The sequence below is a fragment of the Okeania sp. KiyG1 genome (assembly GCF_014132355.1).
Classification (GTDB): Bacteria; Cyanobacteriota; Cyanobacteriia; order Cyanobacteriales; family Microcoleaceae; genus Okeania.
The window spans coordinates 180,001-193,006 of the sequence record NZ_BLZO01000094.1; the positions used below are offsets into that span (position 1 = coordinate 180,001).

Sequence of the window (13,006 nt, forward strand, 5' to 3'; positions counted from 1 at the left end):
TTCTAAATTCTAAATTCCCTCTATGGCTTTACCACCATCATTAGAACGTATTGTTAAAAAATTCCAACGGGCATCTTCTAATAAGTTGCGCTACGAACAACTGCTTTGGTATGCCAAAAAATTACCTGATTTTCCAGAAGCTGAAAAGATACCAGAAAACAAGGTTTATGGTTGCCAATCTCAGGTATATATTACTGCTAACTTAAATGATGGTAAAGTCTGGTATCAAGGAGATTCTGATGCTCAGTTAGTGAAGGGATTAGTAGCTTTATTAATTGAAGGAATTAATGGATTAACTCCTGAAGAAATTGAGCAAATAACTCCAGATTTTATTCAAGAAACAGGTTTAAAAGCAAGCTTAACTCCTTCCCGTGCTAATGGTTTTTACAATATTTTTCAACTGATGAAAAGTCAAGCTAATGCTTATGCAAACTCAAATTAGTAGATTTTTTTAGCTGAATCGGCGGCAAATTGAATCAGTTCGATGCCCATTAAATTTGCTGCCCATCCCAGCAGAAGCTTTCCCCCTAGTTGAAAAACTTGTATGATTACCTTGCAATAACCCCGGAAATTTTCCACCATGGGCACTGCCTACCAATATAAATTAAGGCCCAACAAAGAACAAATCGCCACCATAGAATTGTGGTTAGAATTGTTGCGTCGGCAGTACAACTATCGTTTGAGTGAAAGATTCTCATGGTGGGAAGAAAATCGCTGTCCAGTTAACGCTTGCCCCTTAGTGATGCCAATTCCAAGACTCAGGGATAATCCAGATTATTACTCTCAAAAACGAGATTTGGTCAATACTAAAGACAAGTTTCCTGAGTACAAGCTAATTCATTCTCAGGTTTTACAAGACTGCATTAAACGGGTAAAACTTGCCTTTGATAGATGGTTGAAGGCCGACAAAAATGGACATAAATTAGGAAAACCAAGGTTCAAAGGAAAAGGACGTTATCGCAGTTTTACTTATCCTCAAATCAAGCAAGACTGCAGGTCAGGACACAATATCGACTTACCCAAAATTGGCAAGGTAAAATTGATTCAGCATCGTCCAATACCAGAAGGGTTGACAATTAAAACTGTGACTATTAGTCGTAAAGCTGATGGTTATTATGTGACTTTATCCCTAGAAGACAAATCAGTTCCAGCTTTAACAACTGAAGTGGAACCTACATTAAAAAATACTCTGGGAATTGATATGGGACTGAAGGAATTCTTGGTAACAAGTGAAGGAGAATCTGTCCCCATTCCTCAATACTATCGAAAATCTCAGCAGCGATTAAAGACTCTACAAAAAAGTTTATCTCGAAAGAAAAAAGGAAGTAAAAGGTGGCTCAAGGCTGTCAAAGCTGTAGCGAAACAACATAAAAAAGTGGCTGATAAACGTAAAGATTTTCACTTCAAAACAGCCAATGAATTGTTATCACTCATCCGAAGTTATTGCCCATGTAGACGCGGAGCGCGGCGTGCCGGAGGCAAACTTAAACATTAAAGGGCAAGCATTGACCCGTTTGAGTAAATCAATTAACGATGCTGGATGGGGCCAATTTTTAACTATTTTGACTGTCAAAGCCGGAAATGCTGGAGGTGAAAACTATAGGAGTGAACCCCAAAAATACCAGCCAAGATTGCTCAAGCTGTGGAGAAAAAGTTCCCAAAGAATTAAACATACGAACTCATTCTTGTCCACATTGCGGTGTTGTAATAGACCGCGACTTGAATGCAGCGATAAATATAAAAAATAGGGCGGCAGGGCATTTCGTCCTTAAAGCACGCGCTTGCCCGATGCAATGGCAGGGCTACGAAACGAGAGAGCTTACACTAAGCTGGCGCTATAGTGTGGGAGTATGTCACAATAAGGTAGTTTGATTAATTCTCTAAACTGGTTTTCAAAAAAAGTTATACTGATACTGTAGATGATTGTTGGAGGAAACATAAAAGATATGGACATGGAAGCCCTGAGAGAACGTGCGAGGCTTACCCGTGCAGAAGTAGCAGATAGGCTAGGCATCAGCGAAACAAGTGTTCGTAACTGGGAAACGGGGCGTACAGAACCAACAATGACTCCCCAAAAGTACCTAGAAATTCTGGATATATTAAAATGTACTCCAGAAGAATTAGCAGTAGCTAGTGACAAGTCCATTAGTCAACGCCACAAGCGCAAACCAGGTAGACCGAGAAAAACAATCGAAAATAATGACAATAATAATGGAGTAAGTGAAGTAAAAACTACAGAATCAGCAACTGGCCATTAAAAAATGGTGATTGAAAAATCAGCAAGCGATCGGCATAAATTTTAATTTTGCCTTGAGTAAAGTATGATTTCAATGAAACTGCAGGAGTGAAAATTTTGAATAAGCTCGGTCTATTTAAGAAAAAATCTCCAGATGACCCGAAATTGCCAGTGGATGACATTCCAGAAGCTGTAAGAGATGAATACGAAAGTCCAAAACAGCAACCTATTAAGTCTCAGAAAAAATGGCAGATTTGGAAATTCTTAGGTATAGGGGCGATCGCTCTGATAATTACTATTGGCCTGCACTTCCAACTTCATCAAACTCCAGACAAAGCCTTTGTTAGCCAAATCAAACAAAATTTAGGCATAAAATTAGTTGAACCCTCTCCAACTCCCACAGAAGTAGAAGTAACCCCCTCACCATCTCCAACTCCTTCTATCCAACAGCAAGAAAATATTCTTGGACATTTGCCATATAAAGAAGCCACTTGGCAGGAATTAACACCAGTTTTTGGCAATCAAAATATCAGACTCCGCTCAAATGCAGCAGAAAAATTTAATGCCATGACAGAAGCAGCTTGGGCCGCAAATATTAATTTGGTTCCTCTTTCCGGGTTTAGAACTTTGGCAGATCAAGAGTATTTGTTTTTTGAGATCAAGGCAAAGCGAGGACAGGTGACATATAAACGAGCCGAAGTTAGCGCGCCTCCGGGGTATAGTGAACATCATACAGGCTATGCTATTGATATTGGAGATGCTAGATCGCCAGAAAGTTATCTCGAAGTTAGTTTTGAAAATACAAAGGCTTTCCAATGGTTGCAAGAAAATGCGGGTAACTATGGTTTTGAGTTATCGTTTCCGAGAAATAATCCTCAAGGTATTAGTTATGAACCCTGGCATTGGCGCTTTGTAGGCGATGGTCATAGTTCAGAAATTTTTGAACAAGCTAGATCACTTAAAGAAGAGCAACAAACTAACAATTAGAATCTAGGCGTTGCATAAATGCGGGATGATTTCAATAGTTTTGTGGAATTGGCATCTTGCCCGTTCCTGATATTTTCACCCCAGGTAGGATACCCACCCCACTTACTGACTTCTGACTCCTGACTCCCCCTCCTGGGAGGGGTTAGGGTGGGTTGGGAGGGGAGGGGCTAGGGGTGGGTTTACTCCTCCTGACTTAACTATTCTATAACTGTTTAACCGGATTTGATATGAGACAAACTTCCCTGAATATTATTGCGATTAGTATTTTTGTACTGACAATGTCTGCTTTACTAGGGCCAATTTTTAATATATCCCCAGTAATACCTGCGATAGTTACTTTTTCTGTGATGGTATTAGTTACTGTAGATACATTGGGATGGCAAGGTCAGGGAAGTATGATTATTGTAGACTTAGTGGAAGGTACATCCTCAGAAAGACGAGAACGGATTATTCGTCACGAAGCTGGACATTTTTTGGTAGCTTATTTATTAGATATTCCTGTTAGTGGGTATGCTCTCAGTGCATGGGAGGCATTTCGGCAAGGTCAGTCTGCTCAGGGTGGAGTTAGGTTTGATGACCAAAAGTTGGCTGCTCAGTTACAGAGAGGTATGATTTCTGAACAAACCATTGACCAATATTGTACTGTCTGGATGGCGGGTATTGCAGCAGAAGATTTAGTTTATGGTAATACTGAGGGTGGAGCAGAAGACCGGGCAAAAATTACGGTAATTTTAACACAATTAAAGCGCTCTACAGAATCTAAACTCAAACAAAGTTGGGCATCTTTACAAGCGCGTAGTTTGATAGAAAATCATCAATCTGCTTATCAAGCATTGGTGACTGCGATGACACAAAGAGCTTCTGTCTCTGAATGTTATCAAGCAATTGAGGAAAATATTTCGGGCGATCGGGGATGATTTAACGAAGTCAGAAGTCAGAATGTAGGGGCGGGTTCCGCGTTAAGTTAATGGTGTCACCCATGACTGGGTAAACCCGCCCCCGCCCCAATAATCTAATGCATAAAATTAGATGTGTCAGTCCAGTAGTGTCAGTCCAGTAGGTTGGGTATAGCGCCCTAGGGCAACCCAACATAATATTTATAGTTCAAAATTCCATTGGTGTCTCATCCCCGGAAAAGATAAAACTCGCCCAATAATAAGGATGTTGATAATCTCCTTGTTTCAACCAATCTCGCTGAATATCCAGCAAAGCATCCCGGCGTCCTTTTCCTGCTTTTAATCCCTGATAATAAGCTACCATCAAGTCTTTTGTGGCATTATCTTCTACTTTCCACAGACTAATCATTTGGCTTTCACTGCCTGCAATAACGAAAGCACGACGTAATCCATAAATTCCTTCCCCGGCGCTAATATCTCCTATTCCTGTATCGCAAGCGGATAATACCACTAATTGAGTGCCAACGAGATTTAAGAGGGTGGCTTCGTAAGCGGTAAAAACTCCATCATCTCCTCCACTCTGTCGTTTTTCTACTCCAGTAAACACTAACCCAGAACGAAATAGGGGGTTATCAGAATTGGCTGAGTTTTCTGATTTAGGTTTGGATAAAAAGAAGCCATGAGTGGCAATATGCAGGAATTCGGGATTTTTGACTTGTTTGAGGGCGTTTTCTGTGGCTTTGGTTTTGGTTAAAATAAGAGCTTCTGAGAACTGTTGACTGATGTTTTCTGCTTCTTGTTGTGTGCCTTCTAGGGGTAAAAATACGCGATCAGAGAAATCTATGGAACGGTAATAATTATCAAGGGTAACTATTTCTCCCTGTTGTTCATATTTTGGGTTAGCGATGACTAAGGGAGTTTGTCGGTTATTATTGGGGTTTTGTCGCAGTAAGTCTCGACCAGAGGTGAGATAGGTAATTTGATAATTTTCGACCAAATATTGGTTGTTTTCATCCACTAATGCTTCAAAGGGAACCAAGTTGAGGACACCATCGGGAGATAAGAGAATGGTTTTGGTATCTCCCAATAGTTGGCGTACAGGTTGCATTACCATTTTGTCGATTTCTCTGGCAGAGCGTTTGAGTTGTTTGAGAGGAACTTTGGGGTTCCGGAGGTATTGGCGTAATTTTTCTACTGTTTTGTCGATGGGTTGTGCTTCTCCTAAGTCAATAGTTTGGGGTTCGCCTGTTTGATAGAGAATATAAGCAGCATAGCGAGGTTTGCCAAAGACTTCATTTCGGGGTTCTTTAGGATTAAATGGTCTATAGCGGACTAATTCTACTAAAGCAGTGTTGGCAGGAATTTGTTGTTGAATCTTTTCGAGGGTAATGGGTTGAGATAAATTGCGGAATTCAGCACTACGACGATTCAGTTGGTTTTCGAGTTCTTTTACTTTTTTTGTTAAGGTATCAAGTTGTTGACCGTAGATTTTAGAGTCAGGAATATCTTGTGGTTTCTTGAAGATGAGGTTAGCTCGTTGGGTGCGCATAGCAAAAAGTTTAGTTAATAAGTCTTGGCTTTCAGGGTCATCAATTCGCAGGCGGAGAATTTGTAGACTGTTAGTTAAAACATCAAGAATGCGCCCCTTACGCTCGAAAACAGTTTTAATTGCTAGACGAGTCGCTTCTGAGTTATTAGGTTCATATTGAAGATTGAGAGAAATAGCAAAATTAGTTGTCCCAGAAATTTCCTTCATGTAATCTTGTTTCTGACGTTCGTCCCCTGCTACTAAGTTTTCAGAGAGATTATATTCTTCAACCGCAAGTCCTTTATTAAAAAACTCAATGGCGCGAGTTGTATCGCCTTGGGACTGGTAAAGCACTGCCTGGTTGTTAAAATTCCTTGCTACATAGGGATGTTTTTTTCCTAACTGTTGCTCAATGATTCCTAGAGATTGTTGGAAGAGGGCTTCAGCTTCGGTGTATTTTCCTTGGGACTGGTAAAGTAATGCCAGATTATTGAGACTGGTTGCTACATCACGATGTTTTTCTCCTAAATGTTGCTTGATGATTCCTAAGGATTGTTGGAAGAGGGCTTCAGCTTCGGTGTATTTTCCTTGGGACTGGTAAAGTAATGCCAGATTATTGAGACTTTTGGCGACAAGAGGATGGTTGTCTCCGAGCTGCTTCTTTCGGATATCCAAGGATTTTTGGAAATTTACTTCAGCTTCTGTATATTTTCCTTGGTTTAGGTAAAATAATGCTAGGTTATTCAGAATACTTCCTATAAGAGGAGAGTTGTCTTCTAACTGTTTGATGATATCTGAGAAAAGCATTTCCGCTTCGTTGTATCTTCCTTGAGATTGGTAAAGTGCAGTTAGGTTATTAAGAACTTTTAGGACAAGAGGAGAGTAGTCTTCTAACTGCTGCTTCAAGATATCTAAAGATTGTTGTAAGAGGGGTTCAGCTTCGCTATATCTTCCTAAGTCTAGGTAAAGTGTTGCTAGGTTGTTGAGACTGGTTGCTACATTAGGATTCTTGTCTTCTAACTGCTGCTCCAAGATATCTAAAGATTGTTGTAAGAGGGGTTCAGCTTCGCTGTATCTTCCTAAGTCTAGGTAAAGTGTTGCTAGGTTGTTGAGACTGGTTGCTACATCAAGGTGATTTTCTCCTAACTTTTGCTTTTGAATATCTAGGGATTGTTGGAAGAGAGTTTCGGCTTCAATATACTTTCCTAAGCCTAGGTAAAGTGTTGCTAGGTTGTTGAGACTGGTTGCTACATCAAGGTGATTTTCTCCTAACTTTTGCTTTCGGATATCTAGGGATTTTTGAAAGAGTTCTTCAGCTTCACTATACCTTCCTAAGTCAGAGTAAAGTAAGGCTAGACCATTGAAAGTGGTTGCTACATCAGGATGGTTGTCTCCTAACTTTTGCTTTCGGATATCTAAGGATTCTTGGAAGAGAGGTTCGGCTTCACTGTACCTTCCTAGGCCGCGGTAAAGCAATGCTAGGTTATTGAGACCTTTTGCAACAAGAAAATGGTTGTCTCCTAGCCGTTGCTTCCAAATAGCTAGGGATTGTAGAAAGAGGGGTTCGGCTTCAGCATATTTTCCTTGGAACTGGTAAAGTAATGCCAAGCTATTGAGGCTGGTTGCCACATCAGGATGGTTGTCTCCTAACTGCTGCTTTCGGATACCTAAGGACTTATGGAAAAGAAGTTCGGCTTCGCCATATCTTCCTTGTTTTCTGTAAAGTGCTGCTAGGTTGTTGAAACTGGCTGCTACATCAGGATGGTTGTCTCCTAACTGTTGCTTTCGGATACTTAAGGACTTATGGAAAAGAGGTTCAGCTTCGCTATATCTTCCTAAGTCTAGGTAAAGTGTTGCTAGGTTGTTGAGACTGGTTGCTACATCAAGGTGATTTTCTCCTGACTTTTGCTTCCAAATAGATAGGGACTGCTGAAAAAGGAGTTCAGCCTCCAAATATCTTCCTTGAAACTGATAAAGTGTTGCGAGGTTATTGAGACTTTGTGCTACAGTGGGATGGTTTTTTCCTAACTTTTGTTTCCTGATGTCTAAGGACTTATGGAAAAGATGTTCAGCTTCGCTATATCTTCCTTGGTTAGAGTAAAGTAGTGCTATATAGTTAAGAGTTTGTGCTACAGTGGGATGGTTTTTTCCTAACTTTTGCTTCTGAATAGCTAGAGATTTTTGGTAGAGGGGTTGGGCTTCAGAATACCTTCCCTGGTTGCGGTAAAGTTCTGCCAAGTAGCTAGAACTAAGTGCAACATTAAGATGATTATCTCCGAGTACATTTTTGATAATCGCTAACACTTGTTCAGCTAAAGGAACGGCCTCAGCGTACTTTCCTCCTTGACGCAGCTGTTCTGCCTGCTGAAATAACCTTACTGCTTCCGCTAACTCATCTTCCTCTGAAACCTGAGACAATGCCCGCTCCACAATAGGGACTGGCATCCCTACCCAAAAACCTGTCACCCCAACAACAGCAACCACAGACAATACCGATAACTTTATCAAACTCTTTTTCATAATTAATTTCTCCCTAAAACTTTATTTATCAGTTTTTCCTCTTCCTGATTTAGCTGCTTACCTAATGCTAAATAATTTGCCTTCGCCTTCTCCAACCACTCTACCGCTTCATCCCTATTACCTAACACATACTCCACCTCCCCTAATCCCCATTGCATCATTGCCTTAACTTCACTCTTCTCCTCCTCCACAGTCAACGCCAACCCTTGCTGGTAAACCTCCTTTGCCATTAAATTTAATCCTACCCGTTGGTAAATATCCCCCAACAACTGATAAACCGTTGCTGTCTGACTTCCAGATTTCACTAACCCTTCTAATACCTGAATTGCCTCAGCATTTAATTCATTTCCTCGGTAAAAATAGGCTAAAATTAACCCCTCTTGCTCCTGAGTTAATTCATCCTGCGCGATCGCTGCTACTTTTTCCCGTAAAGTCTCTGCTTCCTCCTCCTCTAAAACAATAAACCAACTATTCTGACCATCGTCTTCATCTGTAGAAGCAACCCCATTATCTGCCACTATCTCAACAGCATAAAATTCCCCAGGTTCCAATTCCCCATCATAAACAATTTGCGTTTCCCTTGTTTCTCCTTCCCAGTCTCCCACCTGAACTTTGTATTGGGTTGCCCCGGAAACTTCATTCCAGCGAATAGTTAATGAGTCATTGAAAACATTAGTATTGCGAGGACTAATTACATAAGGCAGTTGTTGTAACCCCTCTTCTTTAATACCAGGAGGACGGCGTGTATCATTATTACAATCTGGGCATGACCTAATAACGGCCTCTCCTTCAGGACATCCCTCAGAAACAAGATACGTTCCTGGTTGCTCAACTGTCCATTTATTGCGATCGCTACAATAAACCGTTACCGAAGCATTACTTCCTAATTTAATTTTGTCCTCACCACTGAGAGTAATACCAGACTCAGCTTGATAAAAATCCTTCCATTGTGCCTTTTTTACCTGGACATTCCCCCGAACATCAATTATGTGATGAATGGGACTACTCAACACAGGCGTTGCCCATCCCATAAGTATTAAGGTCAATGCAGCCTGGATTGTCCGTTTCCAATTCAACATAGAATTTACCATTATTAGTATTATTTAATCTTTACTATTATCTACAGGACTTACACATAACTACCATATCTCGTAGGGGCGAACGTATATCTCGTAGGGGCGAACGGCCGTTCGCCCCTACAGGTGGTGTACAATTTGACATTTTATATAAATCCCGATCTATTTATTTAATTGCTGTTTAGCTTCATATAACCATCCATCCTCTTCAGCATTAATAGCCTCACCCGCGTCTAGACGAGATTCGATTAATTGACGACATTGTTGCCAATTTTCTTTGACTTTAGAAGATGATTTATCTGTCTTTGACAAGACCTGACTATAGATACAAAAAGCTGCCCCTGGATTTCGGATATGTTCCTGATATTTAGAATTTTTAGCAATAGCTATTGCAGGCAAAAGATAGGCTACAGAATCATCATATCGCTTTTGTTTAAATCTGGCCCATGCTAAATTTTTAAATATGCTATATTTTTGAGTCCAGAAATTCAATTTTTCCTGCTCCGTTAACCCCTCAAAATTCTGTTCTTTTTCCTCTAAAAGTTGCAAACCTTGATTCAACAAATCTATCGCTTCCCCATTCTTATTTTCCCGAATATACCAATAAGCAAGATTATTATAGGCATCCAGAAATCCACCTTTAGTTGCAATTATGTATTGTTTTTTAGCATTCTCAAAATCTTGTAATTCTTCATAGACAGTTGCCAAGTTATAATGAGCATCTAAATTATCGGCATCTAACTTAATTGCTTGTAAATACTTCTTTTCTGCTGAAGCTAATTTTTCCTGGTCTTGTAATTTTTGACCAGCCAGTTTTTCGCGATGAGAAAAAAATGGTAAATTCAACCAAATTCCTAATAACAATCCTGTCATTAATAAACTAGAAACAAGCTTCACTTTCTCGTGAAAATATTGAGGAATTTTGACTTTCTCTAAAACTTTATCAAACCCTTTTTTTCCCGTTTCCGTTAACTCACTTTGAGCTTGCAGTAATGATAAAATACTTGGAACAATAGCTGCTGCGGCGATAAAGTCTGAAGTGCTACTGAAAATCCAAAGTCTAGCCAGTGTTAGCGAAAGGGCTATGTTTCCTATCAAAGAAATACCTCTGACTCCTCTAAAAAACCAGTCAAAACGATTCCAAGGGTGAGATTTTTTGGCTTTTTCCTCTACAATATTATCTAAATACCACCACCAAGATTCGCGAGACTTAGGAAAAATTTTTCGATATTCAGCTAAATTAATATTTAGAATTAATTTCTTAGGATTTTCTCTAAGTTTTATATCTAATTCTTCAATTTTTAATATCGTAGAAGCATAAAGCTTAATTTCATTTGATAATTCTTTATTAAGAGCATCCCTAGTTAATAAAATTTCCAAAATTTCCTGCTTTGATGGGGAGGTATTAGAAACTTTTAATTTTTCTAACGACTGTTCTAAAGTATTTTGATAATGTTTTAAAAGAGTAACTTTCATCGCCTAACATTTTCCCCCAATATTAGCAGTTTTTCCAAGAAATAGCATTTATCTATCAGGACTTACGCACGGAAACTAAATCCAGTGAGGGCGTTATTTGTTAGACAGCAGTGGGAGCATCTTGCTCCCGTGCCTAGTATTCTAATAACTAATAACTAATCAGGACTTACGCAGAACAGCCATATCTAGTAGGGGCGAATGGCATTCGCCCCCTACAAATAGCGTATTGTCTAAGAATTTGCGTAACTCCTGACTAATAACTTTGATGCTCAAGCAGTGGAGTTATTCATACAATGTGCCATGCAAGAGTCATATGATTAAAAAATGGTGGCGTTGGTAAATTAGCGTATGATATGGCGTTGGTGAAAAGAGGCATGATATCAGGACTTACGCACGGAAACTAAATACAGTGAGGGCGAATGCCATTCGCCCCTACATATACGGAAACTAAATACAGTGAGGGCGAATGCCATTCGCCCCTACATATACGGAAACTAAATACAGTGAGGGCGAATGCCATTCGCCCCTACATATACGGAAACTAAATCCAGTGAGGGCGAATGCCATTTGCGTTCCGCAAAGCTCCGCTTTATATGTTGCGGAGCAAAACGCCCCTACATATGCTGTTTTCAAGATGAATTTGCGTAACTCCTGATGATACTTAATTAGTAGGAAAAATCAAATCTACACCTACTAAGTTTCCACCATAAATTCTTCTGGATCTACTCCCCAATTTACCCAAGTAATAGCCTCCCTAGCTTTACTAATATCTGGTGGCACTCTTGTAGCATGAATATAATTTGTACTAGGGCAAGTCATTTTTAATAGATAAATAGGTTCAACATCAATATCATTATCTATTCTTAACAGAGTATACTCTCGCCAACTATCTAATTCTACTGCCTGCAATTCTTGACAAATTCTACTGTAACCTATTCCCTGAATTAATACCCGTCGTAGTTCGGCATTTTCCTCTTCCAGTAACCACCGTACTTGCCATCGTTCGGGATGTAATAATCCATATTTTTCTGGCAGCTTTACCCCATGATAAGCATAGATACGATAACCATCAATAAATCTAATTGCTGACCCACCTTCTGCATGAAAACGGTTTTGTTCGTCCAGAGATAACTTGATAGGGCGATCGCATACCAAACAAGTATTCTCTAGTGGCAACACAAACCCACATTCTTTGACCAACCCTTGAAGTGCCTGCCATTTATTTTCGTTGTAACTACATTCAAGTACAGAGATACAGTAGTCGAGCATTTCAATGGAACTTGCCATCAAATTTTGGCTAATATTTGAGACTAAACCTATGGCATCGCCTATTTGTTCTAGGGGTTGCTTAATTTGCTCTTCCCACTCTCGGATCGGGAAATAACTAGATAGATGTTGCCTTATGTTAACTTCTATATGTTGTGATAGGGGTTGTCCAACTTGTTGCCAAATTAAATCTCCGAATCTAATTAAAGGATCTCCTCCAGGAAACTCTATTAGTTGTTGTCGCAACTGTTTTTGCTGCTGTTCCCAGATTTGCCTAACAATGCCACCTTGCCATTGTACCCACAACTCCCCTAATAATTCTGCGTGTTCAGCTAAAGCATCTTGCCAGATAAACATTAGCTGTAGTAATTCTTCATTGGGCAAATCATTTTCCAGTTTTAGCCAGAGTTGCTCATCAATTTGACTTTCTATTTCTTCTGAGAGTTGAACTTGTAAGGAAGTTAGTAACGGAGTGCCCAACATTTGCACTAAACGTTGAGGCGATCGCGATCCTACTATCTCTTTTATCGCATCTGGACTACTGATAAATAAAATCTCTGGCTCTCGTTTTTCCATAGCAGAATAAGCTGCTTTTACCGCATTTGCTGCCCTTTGCCTATCTATTGGATAAGTTGACACCATATTCTTGTGCCACTTTTCCCGATATATTGGTATTAATGCTTTTTGTTCTGCTGAGAGGTTTTCAATTTTAGTCTGCCACATAGCGCCATCCCATAGGTTCATATTCTCGCTGAATGCGTACCATCCAATTTCCTTGAGGAATTTCGATTGGTTTATGTTCCTCGTGGGTTAAAGTTACTTTTTCTGACAAAACTTTCAGGTACATAGTACCATCTTTTTCACATAGTTCTGCATTTCCACGAGTAATTCGATGAGAGTGTCCAGTTACTTCTCCCTCTGCTAAAGTCAGGTGAGATAGTTTTTTACCTGAGGTAAGTTTAACTGGTTGTAATATTACATCACCTTGTCTAATTGCCTGCATCGTTATTTTTCCTTAGCT

General features: G+C 39.8%; 11 protein-coding genes. 6 read left to right on the forward strand and 5 right to left on the reverse strand.

Annotated elements, in window-relative coordinates; all coding sequences use genetic code 11:
- Positions 1–22 precede the first annotated feature (22 nt).
- The 6 genes from SAGCYANO_RS23325 to SAGCYANO_RS23345 all read left to right on the forward strand — a co-directional run bounded on the left by SAGCYANO_RS23325 (position 23) and on the right by SAGCYANO_RS23345 (position 4,140).
- A complete protein-coding gene (locus tag SAGCYANO_RS23325) occupies positions 23–442 on the forward strand; it encodes a SufE family protein (RefSeq protein ID WP_202222258.1) in 420 nt (139 codons plus the stop codon).
- A gap of 138 nt (positions 443–580) precedes the next feature.
- On the forward strand, positions 581–1,495 hold the full coding sequence (locus tag SAGCYANO_RS23330) for an RNA-guided endonuclease InsQ/TnpB family protein (protein ID WP_375339979.1): 915 nt from the start codon (positions 581–583) through the stop codon (positions 1,493–1,495).
- A gap of 95 nt (positions 1,496–1,590) precedes the next feature.
- Entirely contained in the window at positions 1,591–1,872 is a 282-nt protein-coding gene (locus SAGCYANO_RS50600; protein ID WP_375339980.1) for a zinc ribbon domain-containing protein, read from the forward strand.
- A gap of 47 nt (positions 1,873–1,919) precedes the next feature.
- Entirely contained in the window at positions 1,920–2,258 is a 339-nt protein-coding gene (locus SAGCYANO_RS23335; protein ID WP_237396557.1) for a DNA-binding transcriptional regulator, read from the forward strand.
- A gap of 86 nt (positions 2,259–2,344) precedes the next feature.
- The gene (locus SAGCYANO_RS23340) at positions 2,345–3,223 is read left to right on the forward strand and encodes a D-alanyl-D-alanine carboxypeptidase family protein (RefSeq protein ID WP_202222260.1); all 879 of its coding nucleotides are present in this window, start codon (positions 2,345–2,347) and stop codon (positions 3,221–3,223) included.
- A gap of 227 nt (positions 3,224–3,450) precedes the next feature.
- Positions 3,451–4,140 (forward strand): ATP-dependent Zn protease, encoded by a 690-nt coding sequence (locus SAGCYANO_RS23345; RefSeq protein ID WP_202222261.1) that lies wholly within the window; start codon positions 3,451–3,453, stop codon positions 4,138–4,140.
- A 187-nt stretch (positions 4,141–4,327) separates the two neighbouring features.
- On the opposite strand, the gene SAGCYANO_RS23350 is transcribed toward SAGCYANO_RS23345, so the two are convergent.
- From SAGCYANO_RS23350 to SAGCYANO_RS23370, 5 genes are all read right to left on the reverse strand, one after another.
- Positions 4,328–8,167 (reverse strand): tetratricopeptide repeat protein, encoded by a 3,840-nt coding sequence (locus SAGCYANO_RS23350; RefSeq protein ID WP_202222262.1) that lies wholly within the window; start codon positions 8,165–8,167, stop codon positions 4,328–4,330.
- 2 nt (positions 8,168–8,169) lie between these two features.
- Positions 8,170–9,246 carry a lipopolysaccharide assembly protein LapB gene (locus tag SAGCYANO_RS23355; RefSeq protein WP_202222263.1) on the reverse strand — a complete coding sequence of 359 codons (1,077 nt, stop codon included), beginning with the start codon at positions 9,244–9,246 and terminating at the stop codon, positions 8,170–8,172.
- Between the two features lie 159 nt (positions 9,247–9,405).
- The gene (locus SAGCYANO_RS23360) at positions 9,406–10,719 is read right to left on the reverse strand and encodes a tetratricopeptide repeat protein (RefSeq protein ID WP_202222264.1); all 1,314 of its coding nucleotides are present in this window, start codon (positions 10,717–10,719) and stop codon (positions 9,406–9,408) included.
- Positions 10,720–11,412: 693 nt separating this feature from the next.
- The gene (locus tag SAGCYANO_RS23365; RefSeq protein WP_202222265.1) at positions 11,413–12,729 is read right to left on the reverse strand and encodes a DUF6745 domain-containing protein; all 1,317 of its coding nucleotides are present in this window, start codon (positions 12,727–12,729) and stop codon (positions 11,413–11,415) included.
- Positions 12,695–12,988 carry a hypothetical protein gene (locus SAGCYANO_RS23370; protein WP_202222266.1) on the reverse strand — a complete coding sequence of 98 codons (294 nt, stop codon included), beginning with the start codon at positions 12,986–12,988 and terminating at the stop codon, positions 12,695–12,697. Before SAGCYANO_RS23370 ends, SAGCYANO_RS23365 begins: the two co-directional genes overlap by 35 nt.
- Positions 12,989–13,006: the final 18 nt, after the last annotated feature.

What these genes read in the sequence shown, in the direction of transcription:
- SAGCYANO_RS23350 (WP_202222262.1), bottom strand. Translation starts at nt 8,167, where the DNA reads ATGAAAAAGAGTTTGATAAAGTTATCGGTATTGTCTGTGGTTGCTGTT.
- SAGCYANO_RS23330 (WP_375339979.1), top strand. Translation starts at nt 581, where the DNA reads ATGGGCACTGCCTACCAATATAAATTAAGGCCCAACAAAGAACAAATC.
- SAGCYANO_RS23345 (WP_202222261.1), top strand. Translation starts at nt 3,451, where the DNA reads ATGAGACAAACTTCCCTGAATATTATTGCGATTAGTATTTTTGTACTG.
- SAGCYANO_RS23325 (WP_202222258.1), top strand. Translation starts at nt 23, where the DNA reads ATGGCTTTACCACCATCATTAGAACGTATTGTTAAAAAATTCCAACGG.
- SAGCYANO_RS23360 (WP_202222264.1), bottom strand. Translation starts at nt 10,719, where the DNA reads ATGAAAGTTACTCTTTTAAAACATTATCAAAATACTTTAGAACAGTCG.
- SAGCYANO_RS23355 (WP_202222263.1), bottom strand. Translation starts at nt 9,246, where the DNA reads ATGTTGAATTGGAAACGGACAATCCAGGCTGCATTGACCTTAATACTT.
- SAGCYANO_RS23335 (WP_237396557.1), top strand. Translation starts at nt 1,920, where the DNA reads ATGATTGTTGGAGGAAACATAAAAGATATGGACATGGAAGCCCTGAGA.
- SAGCYANO_RS23370 (WP_202222266.1), bottom strand. Translation starts at nt 12,988, where the DNA reads ATGCAGGCAATTAGACAAGGTGATGTAATATTACAACCAGTTAAACTT.
- SAGCYANO_RS23365 (WP_202222265.1), bottom strand. Translation starts at nt 12,729, where the DNA reads ATGAACCTATGGGATGGCGCTATGTGGCAGACTAAAATTGAAAACCTC.